The 15,360-nt window shown below is 59.5% G+C and carries 16 protein-coding genes; 9 read left to right on the top strand and 7 right to left on the bottom strand.

Going from position 1 to position 15,360, the window contains the following annotated elements:
* Positions 1–33: 33 nt before the first annotated feature.
* Together recJ and JQR87_RS06155 are read right to left on the bottom strand one after the other, a co-directional pair.
* Positions 34–1,749: a single-stranded-DNA-specific exonuclease RecJ gene (gene recJ / locus JQR87_RS06160; RefSeq protein ID WP_407291630.1), complete on the bottom strand. Its 1,716-nt coding sequence runs from the start codon at positions 1,747–1,749 to the stop codon at positions 34–36.
* A 33-nt stretch (positions 1,750–1,782) separates the two neighbouring features.
* On the bottom strand, positions 1,783–2,310 hold the full coding sequence (locus JQR87_RS06155) for a winged helix DNA-binding protein (protein ID WP_407291632.1): 528 nt from the start codon (positions 2,308–2,310) through the stop codon (positions 1,783–1,785).
* 199 nt (positions 2,311–2,509) lie between these two features.
* Here JQR87_RS06155 and JQR87_RS06150 point away from each other — a divergent pair, with 199 nt between their 5' ends.
* From JQR87_RS06150 to JQR87_RS06135, 4 genes are all read left to right on the top strand, one after another.
* The gene (locus JQR87_RS06150; RefSeq protein ID WP_407291634.1) at positions 2,510–3,259 is read left to right on the top strand and encodes a 5-oxoprolinase subunit PxpA; all 750 of its coding nucleotides are present in this window, start codon (positions 2,510–2,512) and stop codon (positions 3,257–3,259) included.
* Positions 3,256–3,960, top strand: coding sequence for a 5-oxoprolinase subunit PxpB (gene pxpB / locus JQR87_RS06145; protein WP_407291636.1), 705 nt, complete (start codon positions 3,256–3,258; stop codon positions 3,958–3,960). Before JQR87_RS06150 ends, pxpB begins: the two co-directional genes overlap by 4 nt.
* On the top strand, positions 3,957–4,871 hold the full coding sequence (locus tag JQR87_RS06140) for a biotin-dependent carboxyltransferase family protein (RefSeq protein ID WP_407291637.1): 915 nt from the start codon (positions 3,957–3,959) through the stop codon (positions 4,869–4,871). The genes pxpB and JQR87_RS06140 overlap by 4 nt, the downstream gene beginning before the upstream one ends.
* Positions 4,872–5,087: 216 nt before the next feature.
* Entirely contained in the window at positions 5,088–6,305 is a 1,218-nt protein-coding gene (locus JQR87_RS06135; RefSeq protein WP_407291638.1) for an NRAMP family divalent metal transporter, read from the top strand.
* A 40-nt stretch (positions 6,306–6,345) separates the two neighbouring features.
* Here the strand turns inward: JQR87_RS06135 and JQR87_RS06130 are convergent, their stop codons facing one another.
* On the bottom strand, positions 6,346–6,888 hold the full coding sequence (locus JQR87_RS06130; RefSeq protein WP_407291640.1) for a YaeQ family protein: 543 nt from the start codon (positions 6,886–6,888) through the stop codon (positions 6,346–6,348).
* A 175-nt stretch (positions 6,889–7,063) separates the two neighbouring features.
* Between JQR87_RS06130 and JQR87_RS06125 the strand changes: the two genes are divergently transcribed.
* Positions 7,064–7,282 carry a bacterioferritin-associated ferredoxin gene (locus JQR87_RS06125; RefSeq protein ID WP_407291642.1) on the top strand — a complete coding sequence of 73 codons (219 nt, stop codon included), beginning with the start codon at positions 7,064–7,066 and terminating at the stop codon, positions 7,280–7,282.
* Positions 7,283–7,480: 198 nt separating this feature from the next.
* Positions 7,481–7,951 (top strand): bacterioferritin, encoded by a 471-nt coding sequence (bfr, locus tag JQR87_RS06120; protein ID WP_407291643.1) that lies wholly within the window; start codon positions 7,481–7,483, stop codon positions 7,949–7,951.
* Between the two features lie 133 nt (positions 7,952–8,084).
* Here bfr and grxD read toward each other — a convergent pair whose 3' ends face one another.
* A complete protein-coding gene (grxD, locus tag JQR87_RS06115) occupies positions 8,085–8,411 on the bottom strand; it encodes a Grx4 family monothiol glutaredoxin (RefSeq protein WP_407291644.1) in 327 nt (108 codons plus the stop codon).
* Positions 8,412–8,682: 271 nt separating this feature from the next.
* On the opposite strand from grxD, the gene argF reads away from it, so the two are divergent.
* Together argF and JQR87_RS06105 are read left to right on the top strand one after the other, a co-directional pair.
* Positions 8,683–9,603, top strand: a complete 921-nt coding sequence (gene argF / locus JQR87_RS06110; RefSeq protein ID WP_407291646.1) for an ornithine carbamoyltransferase — start codon at positions 8,683–8,685, stop codon at positions 9,601–9,603.
* Positions 9,600–10,706, top strand: a complete 1,107-nt coding sequence (locus tag JQR87_RS06105; protein ID WP_407291648.1) for an ABC transporter ATP-binding protein — start codon at positions 9,600–9,602, stop codon at positions 10,704–10,706. Before argF ends, JQR87_RS06105 begins: the two co-directional genes overlap by 4 nt.
* Positions 10,707–10,719: 13 nt before the next feature.
* On the opposite strand, the gene tadA is transcribed toward JQR87_RS06105, so the two are convergent.
* Together tadA and JQR87_RS06095 are read right to left on the bottom strand one after the other, a co-directional pair.
* Positions 10,720–11,238 (bottom strand): tRNA adenosine(34) deaminase TadA, encoded by a 519-nt coding sequence (gene tadA, locus JQR87_RS06100; protein ID WP_407291650.1) that lies wholly within the window; start codon positions 11,236–11,238, stop codon positions 10,720–10,722.
* A 23-nt stretch (positions 11,239–11,261) separates the two neighbouring features.
* Positions 11,262–12,632, bottom strand: a complete 1,371-nt coding sequence (locus JQR87_RS06095; protein WP_407291652.1) for a multicopper oxidase family protein — start codon at positions 12,630–12,632, stop codon at positions 11,262–11,264.
* A 203-nt stretch (positions 12,633–12,835) separates the two neighbouring features.
* Here JQR87_RS06095 and JQR87_RS06090 point away from each other — a divergent pair, with 203 nt between their 5' ends.
* Positions 12,836–13,669: a DUF1206 domain-containing protein gene (locus JQR87_RS06090; RefSeq protein ID WP_407291653.1), complete on the top strand. Its 834-nt coding sequence runs from the start codon at positions 12,836–12,838 to the stop codon at positions 13,667–13,669.
* A 65-nt stretch (positions 13,670–13,734) separates the two neighbouring features.
* Here JQR87_RS06090 and guaA read toward each other — a convergent pair whose 3' ends face one another.
* Positions 13,735–15,315, bottom strand: a complete 1,581-nt coding sequence (gene guaA, locus JQR87_RS06085) for a glutamine-hydrolyzing GMP synthase (RefSeq protein WP_407291654.1) — start codon at positions 15,313–15,315, stop codon at positions 13,735–13,737.
* Between the last annotated feature and the right edge of the window lie 45 nt (positions 15,316–15,360).

Here is a 15,360-nt window from a genome sequence, read left to right as displayed (position 1 = left end):
ATTCATCATGCCTCAGCGAGCAGACTCGATCGCTCAACGCGCCGCGATATGCGCCACCAGCAACTGCACGCTTTCTCGCCCGCGAAACTCGTTGACGTCCAGTTTGTAGGCCAGGTCAGCCCAACGCACGGTAGGGTTCGGCCAGAGGTCGCGATCGATATTGAACGCAATGCCATCGAGGGTCAGCGAACCGCATTCGCTCTTGAGCACCATTTTCAGGTGTTTTTCGCCCACCAGCCGCTGCTGCACCAGCTGGAATACGCCATGAAAGACCGGCTCCGGGAAGTGCTGGCCCCAAGGCCCGGCATTGCGCAGCGCCTTCGCCAGCTCAAGGTGGAATTCCTCGATGCTCAGCTGTCCGTCGGTGAGCAAGCGCCCGGTGAGATCGTCCTCGCAGAGCTGGCGCCGCACCTCTGTATCGAACGCCGTTGCGAAAGCACCGAAGTTGGTCTCAGGCAGCGACAGGCCAGCGGCCATCGCATGGCCACCAAACTTGGTAATCAGACCCGGATGTCGCGCTGCGACCGCATCCAGCGCATCGCGGATATGAAAGCCGGGCACTGATCGTGCCGACCCCTTGAGCATTCCGTCGCCCGCGTCAGCAAAAGCGATGGTCGGACGGTGATACCGCTCCTTGAGGCGCGATGCGAGGATGCCGATCACGCCCTGATGCCAATCCGGATCGAACAGGCAGAGGCCGAAAGGCATGTCCTCAAGCGGCAGCTCCTTGAGCTGAGCCAGCGCCTCGCGCTGCATGCCCTGCTCGATGCCCTTGCGGTCCTGATTGAGCTGGTCGAGCTGCACCGCCATGTCCCGCGCCAGTGCTTCGTCTTCGCAAAGCAGGCATTCGATGCCCAACGCCATGTCGTCAAGCCGCCCCGCCGCATTCAGCCGCGGGCCGAGAATAAAGCCGAGATCGGTCGAGGTGATGCGGCTGTGGTCGCGCCCGGCGACTTCTAGAATCGCGCGCAATCCAGGGCGCGCCCGCCCGGCGCGGATCCGCGCCAGGCCCTGATGAACGAGAATTCGATTATTGGCGTCCAGTGGCACCACGTCAGCGACGCTGCCCAGCGCGACCAAATCGAGCAGCTCGGCCAGGTTCGGCTCGGCCCAGCTATTACGCGCAAACCAGCCCCTGTCACGCAGCGCCGCGCGCAAGGCCAGCAGAACGTAGAAAATCACCCCGACGCCGGCGATGCACTTACTCGGAAAGGCGCACTCCGGCTGGTTGGGGTTGACGATGGCATCGGCGGCGGGCAACTCCGGGCCAGGCAGGTGGTGGTCGGTTACCAAGACCTTGAGCCCGGCCGCCTTGGCCGCCGCCACGCCATCCACACTGGAAATTCCATTGTCCACAGTCACCAGCAACTCGGGCCGTCGCTCGAGCGCAACAGCGACGATTTCCGGCGTCAGGCCATAGCCGTACTCGAAGCGATTGGGCACCAGGTAGTCCACGTGCGCAGCGCCCAACTGGCGCAAGCCCAGCACGCCCACCGTACTGGCCGTAGCGCCATCAGCGTCGAAGTCACCGACGAAAAGAATGCGCTGGCGGGTTTCGATTGCCTCGACCAGCAGCGACACGGCGTCGTCGATTCCTTTGAGCTGGCCATAGGGGATCAAGCGCGCCAACCCCTTGTCCAGTTCCGTTACTGACTGCACGCCACGGGCGGCGTAGAGACGTGTCAGCAGCGGCGGCAAGTCGCCCAGGTCGGGAAGCCGTTCGGGAAGTGGGCGGGGTTCGATGCGCATCTATCTGTTATCCGGCGTACTGCGTGAAGTGAGTCAGAGCGATGTAGCGGCGCGTGCGGCCTGGTCGTAGAGGCCGGACATGGCACGCAGCATCCCGGCGAGACGGTGAATCTCGTCAGGGTCGATGTTCAAATTTTCGAAGGAGGCAATCAGGCATTCCTTGCGTATGTCGGCGTACTGCTGGCACAGCTCACGGCCCTTCTCCGTGGTCCGGTAGAACATCTCCTTACCCTGCTTTTCGCCTTCGACCAGACCGAGCTTGCCGAGCTTTTTCAACGCGTAGGTCACGGTGTGAGTGTCTTCGATATTGAGCAAAAGGCAGATATCCGCCTGTCGTTTAGCGCGACCTCGGCTGGTCAGGTTATGCAGCACCATGACGTCCAGCGCATTCATTTCCACCGCACCGGAAGCCCTCATGCAGCGCTCCATCCAACGCATCAGCGCGGCGCTGGCAATGATGATGCCGTATTCGAGCTCGGACAGTTCCTGCGATTGCTCGGCGAGATGAGCCGAGGCGACGATGGACGATCGCAACGGACGGGGGGGTTTGGCGTCAACCATCTTGCGGACCATGAACTGGCGGGCGGAGCATGGCGCCGCCCAGGTGAATCGGGTCCGCAAGCATACAGCAATGCGAACCGGAACGACCGCTGAACACATGCTCCACAAATACTTATTGATAAATCATCGATAATTTATCATCGTAGTTTCCACTTACATTCCCGTGCCCTTTGCAGACCAGCGGCCCATGAGGATTGATATGAAACCTCTACTTCTCAACTGCGACATCGGCGAAAGCTTCGGTGCCTGGTCCATGGGACTGGACGCCGAGGTCATGCCGTTCATCGATTGCGCCAACGTTGCCTGCGGTTTTCATGCATCGGACCCGCAGACTATGCGCCGCACCGTGGCACTGGCGGCTGAGCATAAAGTGATGATTGGGGCTCATCCGGCTTATCCCGATCTGGTCGGCTTCGGTCGCCGCTCCATGACGTGTAGCCCGGAAGAAGTAGAGAACATGCTGCTCTATCAGATGGGTGCGCTGGATGGCATCTGCCGCGCCGAAGGTACGCAGGTTCGCTACGTCAAGCCGCACGGCGCCCTCTACAACGACATGATGCGCAAGCCCGACCTGCTGCGCGCGGTAATGAAGGCCGTTATCGCTTATTGTCCGTCGCTTCCTTTGATGCTGATGTCGACCCGAGATAACCGTAGCGCGCAGGCATTGGCTGACGAACTGGGCATCACCCTGTGGTTCGAAGTCTTCGCCGACCGGGCCTACGACGCGGCTGGAATGCTGGTCTCCCGGACCCTCCCCGGCGCCGTTCACCACGATGCTGATACCGTCGTTGCCCAAGCCGTGAGCCTGGCCAGGGGCGAAGCATTGACCGCCACCGACGGCAGCGCCTTGATGCTGCGCGCCGACACACTTTGTGTGCACGGCGACAACGCCGGCTCGGTCGCTGCGGTGCAGCGTATTCGCCAGGCTCTTGAGCGCCTACCGGCATGAAGCTGCGTATCGAAGTGGTCGGCATCGACTGCCTGATGCTGCGCCTGTTCGATGAAATCGACGAGGCGAACATGCCGTGGCTGCTGGCGGCGGCGCAGCGATTGCGAGACGCCTTTGGCGCCACTCTGATTGATCTTGTCCCTTCCTATACGACACTGCTGGTGCACTACGACCTTCTGCAACTGGACGATACCCAGGCGCGTCAACGCATCGCGGATGCTCTAGGTGCACTGCAGCCAGACACGAGCGGCCAGGGACGAGAACTGGATATCCCGGTGTGGTACGACCCGAGCGTCGGACCGGAGCTTGAAACGCTGGGCCAACGGACCGGATTAGGCGTTTCAGGCGTCATCGAACGACACAGCGCCCATGTTTATCAGGTGTTTGCACTGGGCTTCGCTCCCGGTTTCGCCTTCATGGGGCTGGTTGATGAGTGCCTCGCCAGCCCGCGCCTACAAACACCTCGCAAGCGAGTCCCCGCCGGCAGCCTAGGCATCGCGGACCGGCAAACAGCCATCTATCCCCTGATCTCACCTGGCGGCTGGAATCTCATCGGCCGCAGCCCGACCCGGCTGTTCGACCGCTCCCTTGACGGCTACAGCATCTGGCGACCCGGTGATCGAGTGCGGTTTCAACCGATTGATCGCGCTGAGTTCATCCGACTCGGCGGTGACGACAGCCCCTTCGAGGTGAGGCCATGAGTCTTTTGATCGAGCGCAGCGGCGCATTGGCCAGCCTGCAGGACGGTGGCCGTTTCGGTGTTCGCCATCTCGGTGTGACCCAAGGCGGCGCTGCGGACTGGCTCTCACAACGCTGGGCGAACGGGTTGCTAGGCAATCCGCCAAGCGCCGCAACGGTGGAGATCACGGTGGGGAATTTCGCTCTGCTCGTCGAAGCGGACAGTTGCCTCGCACTCTGCGGCGCCGATCTGGGTACAACGCTGGATGGCCAACCTATCGCACCTGGCCGCAGCTTTTTCGTTCGCAAGGGCCAACGCCTGACATTCAACACACCCCTTAAAGGCGTACGTGCCTATCTGGCGGCACCTGGCGGCTTTGTTGCCCCGCAATTGCTGAACAGCTGCGCCACGGTCAGCAGAGAAAACCTCGGCGGCTTGAACAGCGACGGCCGACCACTGGCGGTCGGCGACCGGCTAAGTTGGCATGGAAAGGAGGCGACTCCCCGTGAGCTGACCGCTGAAATGTGCTCCGTGTTGTTCACCGAAGCGCCGTTATCAGTGGTGCTGGGTGCACAGATCGGTGACTTCAGCGGCCAGAGCCTTTTCGATGTGTTCAACTGCACGTGGACCATCGACCAGCGCGCCGACCGCATGGGCATACGGCTCCTGGGTCCAGCGTTGAACAACTCAAGGCGGTCGATGATCTCGGAGGCGGTGCCGCTGGGCGCAATTCAGGTACCCGCGGACGGTCAGCCCATCGTCCTGCTCAATGATCGGCAGACCATTGGCGGCTACCCCAGGCTGGGTGCGCTGACACCGCTAGCCGTCGCACGCCTGGCGCAATGCATGCCCGGTACAGAGGTGCAGCTAAAGCCAGTCGCTCTTGAAGCCGCACAACGTGAGCATCGGAAGCTGCTCGCCAACTGGTCATGACTTACCGGAGGAGCGAGCGGATGGGAGGCGATAGTCGCTCGGAGACATCCAGGAAAGGCGAGCGCGTTTAGCGGCTTCGTCACAACCGCCGGAGGCGCGCCACCGATCAGCAAAGCTGTGCCCCGCAACCGGCCATACAAAAACAAAACACATAGTCTGGGCACCGCCCGGCTGCATTTACATACCTGCCCCAACATCAAGAAAAAAGGTACATCAATGCAACCCACACCCAGTTTCACCCCGGGATCACAACGCAACGTGCTACGAGGCGCCGTCTTCATTATGGCGACCTCCTCTATCGGCCCCGCCTTTTTGACCCAGACCTCCTTGTTCACGGAGAAATACCTGGCGAGTTTTGCGTTCGCCATCGTCATTTCGCTGCTGATCGACATCGGTGCGCAACTCAACATCTGGCGAGTCATCACTGTCGCGAATCTACGCGGGCAAGACGTGGCCAATCGGGTTATTCCCGGTGTCGGTCATCTCATTTCGGCGTTTATCGTGCTGGGAGGCATTGCCTTCAATATCGGCAACATCGGCGGCGCCGGGCTGGCGATGAACGTCCTGTTTGACATTCCGCCGGTGATCGGATCGCTGATCGCAGGGGTGGTGATCATTGGCATTTTTCTACTGCGCAACGCCAAGGGCGTCATGGACTCGGTGATGCAGCTGCTCGGCCTGGTGATGCTGTGCATGATCGGCTACGCCATGCTGCAATCCAATCCGCCAGTGCTGGAGGCGCTGAGCCGCAGCTTCAATCCTGACGATCCGCTGATCCTGCTGCTGCCCATCGTGACATTGGTAGGCGGCACCGTCGGCGGCTATATCTCATTCTCTGGGGGGCATCGATTGGTCGAAGCCGGGATCACTGGCGTTCAGAATGTTGGCCTCGTGACCCGCGCTGCGATAACAGGCATCGCGACGACCGGCATCGTGCGGATCTGCCTGTTTCTGGCTGCGCTCGGTGTAGTCAGCCAGGGGTTGACGCTCGATCCCGGCAACCCCGCGGCTTCAGTGTTCTCCCATTCGATAGGGACGGTGGGCTATAAGATGTTCGGCGTCGTCCTGCTGGCCGCTTCGGTGTCATCGGTAATCGGTGCGGCTTACACCAGCGTGACATTCATGTACTCGCTGCACGAAAGCATCCAGCGAAACAACCGCTGGATGGTCATCGCTTTCATCGGGTGCTCGACGCTCATTTATAGCCTGGTCGGACAACCAGTGAAGGTTCTGGTCGTGGCGGGCACGCTCAATGCGTTGGTCCTGCCGCTGGCGCTGGGATGTGTGCTCTGGGCTGCAAAGAAGCCGAGCATCGTCGGTGACGAATATCGTCATCCGACCTGGATGATGGTGTTCGGCCTGTTGGCCATGCTGGCAACAGCGGTCGGGGTGGTGATGTCATTCAATGCCTTCGTCGATTTCTGGCAATCCTGATGCCGTAGCCGCAACGCCTAATGAGCAGCCGGCGAACGCCTCAGCCGCGTTCGCCGATCAGCCACTCGAGCGGGACTTCGTGCTGGCCTCGCTCGTCAGTGATGAACAACGCACCTTCGCTAATCATCACGCTCCAGTTGATTGCCCGTGGCAGATCCAAAGCGACGTTTTCCAACGTTTCCTGCCCCACCGCGACCACATTGATCTTCTTCAAGCTGCGGACGCTATCGAGTACTCGGGTCTGCCACACGCGCAGGTTGCCGTAGGCCACCAGACTGAAGCGTTCCGCGCGCCGCGAACACCAGGTGATACGCTCGGCGTCCGGCTGCCCGACTTCGATCCAATGCAGGACGCGGTCATCCAGGCTTTTTTCCCACAGAGCCGGCTCGTCGACATCTGACAGACCGCGACCGAACGCAAGTTGTTCGTCATACCAGAGAACATAGGCAATGAGCCGCGCAACCAGGCGTTCTTCTGTCTCCGAGGGATGCCGGGCAACGGTAAAGCGCAGATCCTGATAAACGTGGCGATCCAGATCGGTGAGATTGATCTCTACCTTATATGGCGTGGCTTGCAGGGCCATGACAGCTCCAGGCGGGAAAAGGACCCGCAGTTTAGCGCATCACCAAGGCTTAAAGAGGGGAGCGGTTGGGTTATCGAAAACAAGCGCAAGGCAGCCAAATCCGATGAACGATCTTTGACAATCATTCTCATTATATTTAGCATCCCTCCTATCGCAGACCCAACGGGTAGTTCATATGTACGTGTGTCTTTGCCAAGGCGTGACCGACGGGCAGATCCGTGAGGCCATCTATGAAGGTTGCTGCAGCTATCGTGAGGTGCGCGACGCAACGGGTGTGGCAACTCAGTGTGGCAAATGTGCGTGCGTTGCCAAGCAAGTCGTCCGCGAAACCCTCAGTGATATTCAGGGCGCCAATTCGTCGCTCGCCTACCCGGCCGGTTTTGCACCCGCTTGATACAAATCGATTTCCCATAGCCGGGCAGAAGCCCGGCTTTTTTATGCCTGTAAATCAATGCCTTGCTACCAAGTCGCGGAACAGACTTATTCTTATTCCGGTTTACCCTTTAACATTCAATGACTTAGGTTTGACAGCCTCTATATTCGTGGCCAGACTGCGCCCATCAACGAACACGCTTCGACGCAGGGCACCGATATGAAAGGCGATAAGCTAGTCATTCAACATCTGAACAAGATCCTCGGCAACGAGCTGGTCGCGATCAACCAGTACTTCCTGCATGCGCGCATGTACGAGGACTGGGGACTGGGCAAGCTCGGCAAGCACGAGTACGCAGAATCCATCGATGAGATGAAGCATGCGGACAAGCTGATCAAGCGCATTCTCTTCCTTGAAGGCCTGCCCAACCTGCAGGATCTCGGCAAGCTGCTGATAGGCGAAAACACGCGCGAGATGCTTGAGTGCGATCTGAAGCTCGAGCAAAGCGGCATGCAGGACCTCAAGGTCGCTATCGCTTACTGCGAAAGTATCGGCGACTACGGCACACGCGAGATGCTTGAAGATATCCTCGAATCAGAGGAAGAGCACATCGATTGGCTGGAAACCCAGCTGAGCCTGATCGACAAGGTCGGCATGGAAAATTATCTGCAGTCGCAGATGGACCAGTAAGCGCACTGCACCGGCAAGAACGGGAGCCTCGGCTCCCGTTTTTTATGTCCGACGTTAAGCCCAATTCAGCACTGTCAGCTCAAAGCGCAGACACAAAAAACCCGCCTACTGGCGGGTTTCAGTATCGCTTGGATCAAGCACCTGCTTTTTGAGCGGCTTGCTTGATCAAAGGCTGTAGCTCACCTTTTTCGAACATCTCAAGGATGATGTCGCTACCACCGACCAGCTCGCCATCAACCCACAACTGGGGGAAAGTCGGCCAGTTGGCATACTTCGGCAGGTTGGCACGAATTTCGGGATTCTGCAGGATGTCGACATAGGCGAATTTCTCACCACAGCCCATCACGGCTTGTGTTGCGCGAGCTGAGAAGCCGCACTGCGGCGCGTTGGGGGAGCCTTTCATATAGAGCAGTACCGGGTTCTTTTCGATCTGCTCTTTGATGGTTTCGATGATATCCATGGGGCACCTCGGCTAGTCTCGGTTGCCCGGCATTGTACAGGAACAACAGCCTAAAAGCCGAGCCACGGACTCGGCTTTTCTGCCCTAGCGCGCTGCGAAGCTGGCCTATAACGCCGGTTTCTGGCGTGTTGAGACCGATTTGCGCCGGCCAAGGCTTTCTGGATAAGATCGCGCCTTTCCCGTTTCGTCGCCATGTATGCGACCCCTGTCGTAGGTCTTCTTTTTCGTCGAAAAAACACCGGCCTCGATTGCGGCAATAAAGGTAGTTGATATGAGCGCAAGGCATTTTCTCTCACTGATGGATTGCACGCCCCAAGAGCTGTCAGGCCTGGTGCGTCGCGGCATCGAGCTGAAGGATCTGCGCGAGCGCGGGATCCTGTTCGAGCCACTGAAGAACCGTGTGCTGGGCATGATTTTCGAAAAGGCCTCGACCCGCACAAGGCTGTCTTTCGAGGCGGGGATGATTCAACTCGGCGGACAGGCAATCTTCCTCTCGCCTCGCGACACCCAACTCGGTCGCGGTGAGCCGATCAGCGATTCGGCCATCGTCATGTCGAGCATGCTCGATGCGATCATGATTCGAACCTTCGCTCATTCAACCCTGACGGAGTTCGCGGCCAACTCATCAGTGCCCGTCATCAACGGACTGTCGGATGATCTTCACCCCTGCCAGCTGATGGCTGACATGCAAACCTTTCACGAACTGCGCGGCAGCATCGCAGGCAAGACGGTTGCCTGGATCGGTGATGGCAACAATATGTGCAACTCCTACATGGAGGCAGCGCTTCAGTTCGATTTCCAGCTACGCATCGCTTGCCCTGAAGGCTATGAGCCCAAGAGCGAACTGGTCGCGCAGGCCGGTGATCGGGTGCAGGTACTCCGCGATCCACGCGAAGCCGTCAGCGGTGCGCATCTGGTCAGTACCGACGTCTGGGCTTCCATGGGCCAGGAAGACGAAGTCGCCGCGCGTATCGCCACCTTCCGCCCATATCAAGTAAACCGAGCCTTGCTCGATTCTGCAGCGGACGACGTTCTGTTCATGCATTGCTTGCCGGCGCACCGCGGCGAGGAAATCAGTGACGACCTACTGGACGACCCGCGTTCCGTAGCCTGGCAACAAGCTGAAAACCGTCTGCATGTGCAGAAAGCCCTGCTGGAATTTCTGGTCGAGCCGGCTTTCCACCACGCATGAGCCACGAACCGCTCCTGCACTTGCGAGATCTGGACTGCGGTTATGGCGGTCACAGCATCGTGCAGAAACTCAACCTGCACCTGAACCGCGGAGATATCGGTTGCCTGCTCGGGCCGTCCGGTTGCGGAAAAACCACTACCTTACGGGCCATTGCCGGGTTCGAACATCTCAACGAAGGCGAGATTCAACTCGGCGAATCCATAATCTCCCGCCGTGGTTTCACCCTGGCACCCGAAAAGCGTCGGATTGGCATGGTGTTTCAGGACTATGCGTTGTTTCCGCACCTGACCGTGATGGAAAACATCGGATTCGGTATACGCAAGCATCCGCAGTCGAAACGCATCGTGCAGGAGATGCTCGATCTGGTGCATCTTTCCCCGCTGAGCAAGCGCTATCCGCACGAGCTTTCCGGTGGTCAGCAGCAACGCGTCGCCCTGGCCCGTGCACTCGCGCCTGAGCCGGAACTGCTGTTGCTGGACGAACCCTTCTCCAACCTGGATGGGGACTTGCGCCGGCGTCTGAGCCATGAGGTACGGGCGATTCTCAAGGGACGCGGCACCAGCGCGATTCTCGTCACCCACGATCAAGAAGAAGCGTTCGCGGTCAGCGACCAGGTCGGCGTGTTCAAGGATGGCCGGCTGGAGCAGTGGGATACGCCGTACAACCTCTACCATGAGCCACACACGCCTTTCGTCGCGAGCTTTATCGGCCAGGGCTATTTCATTCGTGGACAACTGATCGATCCCGAGACGGTGCAGACGGAGCTCGGCGTCATCCGAGGCAACCGTGCCTACACCATGCCAGCCGGAAGCTCGGTAGACGTGTTACTGCGTCCGGATGACATCGTCTATTCACCCGACAGCCCGCTGAGAACGCTGATCGTCGGTAAGACGTTCCTCGGCGCCTCCACGCTTTATCGCCTGCAATTGCCGACCGGCAATCAACTCGAAGGGATATTCCCCAGCCACGCCGACTACGCACCCGGTCAGGAGGTCGGTATCGCTATCGCTGCTGACCACCTGGTGGTGTTCCCCGCGCAAGGCAGCGTGGCAGCTTATGAAAAGCTGCCGGAAGCGGGTGTACGTCGTTATAGCAGCAGCTAATGCTGACTGTGCCCTACTCGTCCGCCTGAACTACCGCGGCCTCACCGCCTTTTGGCCTGAGGCGGCGAGCCCTGAAAAATTCGCTGAGTGTCTCGCTGCACGCCTGCGCGGCCACACCACCTTCAATCAACACACGGTGATTGAGGAAATCTTGCGAGAAAAACTGGCCTCGGCTGACCGCCACGCCCGCCTTGGGCTCCGTGGCGCCGTATACAACACGCTGAACACGCGAATGAACAATCAAACCCGCACACATGCTGCACGGTTCAAGCGTCACGTACAGCGTACTTCCCGGTAGGCGGTAGTTTCCCAGCCTGGATGCCGCGTCGCGAATGGCGACCATTTCAGCATGGGCGCTGGGGTCGTGGCTGGAGATGGGGCAATTGAAGCCGCGACCAACAATCTGGCCATTCTGCACAACCACCGCACCGACAGGCACCTCCCCGAGCGCTGCCCCTTCGGCAGCAAGCGATAACGCCTCACGCATGAATGCTTCATCGTGGGATCGATCGATGATCATCGGTCTCTTCATCTATTCACCGGCTGCTGCCGTCCTCATACCACTTCAATCGCTGCCATCAGCCCGGTTTCCATGTGATCGATGACATGGCAGTGAAACATCCAAACGCCTGGATTATCGGCCACCAATGCGATTCGCGCCGTCTCGTTCTTGCCAAGCAGATAGGTGTCGGTATACCAGGGGTCGATGCGTTTGCGGTTGGACGAAATGACCTTGAAGGTCAGGCCGTGCAAGTGAATCGGATGCTGATACTGGCTGAGGTTGCGAAGCTCGAATATGTAGTGGCCGTCTCTTTTCAACGTAGCGATCGGTCGCTCCGCGCAGGTCTTGTCGTTGCTGTCCCAAGCCTGGCCATTGATCTGCCAAAAGGTAAAAGCCTCGCCCGCCCCGGCATCGCTGGACAGGGTGCCAGCCCATTCGAAATTGAAGCGCAGGGTTTCTGCTCGCTGCAAGTCCGGCTCCGCAACCGGGTTGGCTGGCAAAGGTGCAGGCCAGTCGCCTTCCGTCTCGGCTGTATCGACGGAAGCGAGCGTGGCCAGCCGCAGCGGGCCGTTGCGCAGGGAAATCTCCTGCCCGGCAGAAGGCACTTTCAACGCCAGGTCGATGCGCATGCCCGGCCCCAACCAATAGGTTTTGCCCAGCGGGCGCGGCACGATCGGGTTACCGTCGATTGCATAGATACGTGCGTCGCCATCCGACAGGTTCAGGCGGTAGGTGACAGTGTTGGTGATGTTGATGATGCGCAAACGCACCACTTGGCCGGCAGGCAGCTCAAGGGTGGGCGCGTGTTCCCCGTTGACGGTCGACAGCACGCCTGGGGTTCCTCCCCGGGCGGCTTCTCGCGGCACACTGAAGTCGGTGAACTGCCCCTGCTTGTCGACATGCCAATTCTTCAGGCTTAGCGTCCGCTCATGGCGAAATCCGCTCGGCTCGCGCTCTTCGACAATCAACGGCCCCACCAGGCCACGGCCCAGCTGCTCAGCACTCGTTGTGTGCGGGTGATACCAGAAACTGCCCGCATCCGGCACCTGAAAGCGATAGTCAAACGACTCGCCTGGCAAGACTGGCAACTGCGAAACATATGGGACCCCATCCATATTCACCGGCAGGCGGATGCCATGCCAATGGATGGTGGTGGGCTCTGGCAGGTGATTAATGAAGCGCACCCGCAGCCAATCACCCTGTCTGGCGCGCAATTCGACGCCTGGCGCCTGCCCACCGTAGCACCACGCCGGCGTTTTGGTGCCGGCGATCAGCTCGATATCGGCTGGAGCTGCGATCAGCTCGTAATCGTGGGTCACTGGATCAGCCGGACGCCCGAGCCAGTAGCGTGCGCCGCCGCCTACAACCCCCAACGTCGCGAGCCCAGCCAACCCGGCAAGCATTTTTCTTCGCGTAAAGGTCATTTCGTTCTCATCAAAAACTGCACGAACTGTATCGCTATCTAGCAACTAGATTGGAATCGCTCGCATTTGCGTCATGCTACAGCTTCGTGCGCTGCCTCGCAGCATGCAGTAGTCGCTCATTAATACCGTCAGCCGATTGCTGCGAACCCTCGCGCCCGATCCTGCGTCTACTAGGGGACATTCATCTATATCGAGGAGGCGCCATGCACCCCACCGCAGCCCAAGCCAAGGGCGAAGTCAGCCGAGGCATCACCTGGCTCGCCCGTAGCGGCTACGCCGCACGAGGCGTTGTCTATCTGATTGTCGGGCTATTCGCCTTCATGGCTGGCGTCGGCAGCGGAAACACCGTCGGTACCAAAGGCGCCATTCAACAATTGTTGGGGCAGCCGTTCGGAGAAACCTTGCTTTGGATCATGGTTGTCGGCCTCGTGGCTTACGTGGCGTGGCGTTTAACTCAGGCTATTACAGATCCGGAAGGTCATGGCACCGACGCCAAGGGCATATTGATCCGCTCAGGCCTCGTAGGAAGCGCCGTGACCTATTCGCTGCTCGCCCTGTTTACCCTCGGGCTGCTCGGTAGCTCCATTGGCGGGTCAGGCGGCGGCGGTGGGTCAGGTGGTGGTGACTTCCTGTCTGGCCTGCTTGGCTGGAAATACTCCAATTACCTGGTCTACTTTGTTGCACTGGTTCCGCTGGGTGTCGGCATCGCCCACATAATCAAGGGCTGGAAAGCCAAGTTTGAAAAGTACTTCTATGCTTCCGAACACGTCATGAAATGGGTTCGCCCTATTTCCCGCTCAGGCCTGATTGCTCGTGGCGTCGCCTTTTTCGTGGTCGCGGGCATGCTCTTCACAGGTGGTAGCCGCTACGAGCCCACCAACCCGCCGGGACTGGAGGATGCTCTGAGTGCGCTGCAGAATTTGCCCTTCGGCACGTTCTGGCTGTCGCTCATAGGGCTTGGATTGGTGGCCTTCGCCATCTACAGCTTCTCTGAGGCGATCTGGCGACGCATCGATGCGCCAGCCGTCATGCACTGACTGACACGTTGCAAAACAGAAGCCCCGGAATCCCGGGGCTTCGTCCTACCGAAACGCTATTTGGATCATTCCCACTCGATCGTAGCGGGCGGCTTGCTCGATACGTCGTAGGTGACGCGGGAGATGCCATCGATTTCGTTGATGATACGGTTGGACACCTTCTCCAGCAGCTCGTAGGGCAGATGCGCCCAGCGGGCGGTCATGAAGTCGATGGTTTCCACTGCACGAAGTGCGACGACCCAGGCATAGCGACGACCGTCGCCGACCACACCGACCGACTTGACTGGCTGGAATACCACGAAGGCCTGGCTGGTCTTGTGGTACCAGTCGAAGTTGCGCAGCTCCTGAATGAAGATGTGGTCGGCACGACGCAGCAGATCGGCGTATTCCTTCTTTACCTCGCCAAGGATGCGGACGCCCAGACCCGGGCCTGGGAAAGGATGACGGTAAACCATGTCGTATGGCAGCCCCAGCTCCAGACCGATCTTGCGAACTTCATCCTTGAAAAGCTCACGAAGCGGCTCGACCAGCTTGAGGTTCATTTCCTCCGGCAGCCCACCGACGTTGTGGTGTGACTTGATCACATGAGCCTTGCCGCTCTTGGCGCCAGCGGACTCGATGACATCCGGATAAATGGTGCCCTGGGCAAGAAACTGGATATTGTCGAGCTTGCTGGCCTGAGCATCGAACACGTCGATAAAGGTACGGCCGATAATCTTGCGCTTTTTCTCCGGGTCGGCTTCGCCGGCCAGATTCTCGAGAAACTGCGCCTCGGCGTCCGCGCGGATCACTTTGACGCCCATGTTCTCGGCGAACATGGCCATCACCTGATCGCCCTCATGCAGGCGCAAGAGGCCGTTGTCGACGAACACGCAGGTCAGCTGATCGCCGATGGCCTTGTGCAACAGCGCCGCCACCACCGAGGAATCAACACCGCCGGACAGACCCAGCAGCACGTTGGCCGAACCGACCTGAGCGCGCACCTGCTCGACCAGATCTTCTACGATGTTGGACGGCGTCCACAGGGCTTCGCAGCCGCAGATCTCGAGCAGGAATCGCGACAGGATGCGCCCGCCCTGGCGAGTGTGGGTTACTTCCGGATGGAACTGTACGCCGTAGTAGCGCCGATCATCGTCACCCATCGCGGCGATTGGGCAGCTTGGGGTGCTGGCGAGGATGTGAAACCCTTCAGGCAGGCTGGTTACCTTGTCGCCGTGGCTCATCCAGACGTCGAGGCCAAACACCCCGTCGTCATCCATGTGGTCTTCGATGCCGTCGAACAGCTTGGATTTGCCAACCAGGTCGACGCGGGCATAGCCGAATTCACGCTCGTCCGATCCTTGCACTTTACCGCCGAGTTGCTCGGAGAGGGTCTGCATGCCGTAGCAGATACCGAACAGCGGCACGCCCAGATCGAACACCGCCTGAGGCGCGCGCGGGCTGCCTTCGGCGTGCACCGATTCCGGGCCGCCAGCGAGGATGATGCCGCGCGGTGCGAAGGCGTGGATGTCTTCGTCACTCATGTCGAATGGATGCAGTTCGCAATAAACGCCCAGTTCACGAACGCGACGGGCGATCAACTGGGTGTACTGCGAGCCGAAATCCAGAATCAGGATTCGATGAGCGTGAATGTCTTGATGGGCCATTTTTTTCCCCTGGGAAAAACGGCTGAAGGCTGAACGCAAGCGGCT

The sequence above is a fragment of the Stutzerimonas stutzeri genome, assembly GCF_051028275.1.
GTDB classification, from domain to species: Bacteria; Pseudomonadota; Gammaproteobacteria; order Pseudomonadales; family Pseudomonadaceae; genus Stutzerimonas; species Stutzerimonas stutzeri_AS.
This window is presented reverse-complemented; position numbering and strand designations above follow the sequence as displayed.

Excerpts from the sequence above, each read along its gene's own strand:
- pxpB (WP_407291636.1), top strand. The coding sequence starts at position 3,256 with ATGAAGCTGCGTATCGAAGTGGTCGGCATCGACTGCCTGATGCTGCGC.
- guaA (WP_407291654.1), bottom strand. The coding sequence starts at position 15,315 with ATGGCCCATCAAGACATTCACGCTCATCGAATCCTGATTCTGGATTTC.
- JQR87_RS06125 (WP_407291642.1), top strand. The coding sequence starts at position 7,064 with ATGTACGTGTGTCTTTGCCAAGGCGTGACCGACGGGCAGATCCGTGAG.
- bfr (WP_407291643.1), top strand. The coding sequence starts at position 7,481 with ATGAAAGGCGATAAGCTAGTCATTCAACATCTGAACAAGATCCTCGGC.
- JQR87_RS06155 (WP_407291632.1), bottom strand. The coding sequence starts at position 2,310 with ATGGTTGACGCCAAACCCCCCCGTCCGTTGCGATCGTCCATCGTCGCC.
- JQR87_RS06090 (WP_407291653.1), top strand. The coding sequence starts at position 12,836 with ATGCACCCCACCGCAGCCCAAGCCAAGGGCGAAGTCAGCCGAGGCATC.
- grxD (WP_407291644.1), bottom strand. The coding sequence starts at position 8,411 with ATGGATATCATCGAAACCATCAAAGAGCAGATCGAAAAGAACCCGGTA.
- tadA (WP_407291650.1), bottom strand. The coding sequence starts at position 11,238 with ATGAAGAGACCGATGATCATCGATCGATCCCACGATGAAGCATTCATG.
- JQR87_RS06135 (WP_407291638.1), top strand. The coding sequence starts at position 5,088 with ATGCAACCCACACCCAGTTTCACCCCGGGATCACAACGCAACGTGCTA.
- JQR87_RS06105 (WP_407291648.1), top strand. The coding sequence starts at position 9,600 with ATGAGCCACGAACCGCTCCTGCACTTGCGAGATCTGGACTGCGGTTAT.
- argF (WP_407291646.1), top strand. The coding sequence starts at position 8,683 with ATGAGCGCAAGGCATTTTCTCTCACTGATGGATTGCACGCCCCAAGAG.
- recJ (WP_407291630.1), bottom strand. The coding sequence starts at position 1,749 with ATGCGCATCGAACCCCGCCCACTTCCCGAACGGCTTCCCGACCTGGGC.
- JQR87_RS06140 (WP_407291637.1), top strand. The coding sequence starts at position 3,957 with ATGAGTCTTTTGATCGAGCGCAGCGGCGCATTGGCCAGCCTGCAGGAC.
- JQR87_RS06150 (WP_407291634.1), top strand. The coding sequence starts at position 2,510 with ATGAAACCTCTACTTCTCAACTGCGACATCGGCGAAAGCTTCGGTGCC.
- JQR87_RS06095 (WP_407291652.1), bottom strand. The coding sequence starts at position 12,632 with ATGACCTTTACGCGAAGAAAAATGCTTGCCGGGTTGGCTGGGCTCGCG.
- JQR87_RS06130 (WP_407291640.1), bottom strand. The coding sequence starts at position 6,888 with ATGGCCCTGCAAGCCACGCCATATAAGGTAGAGATCAATCTCACCGAT.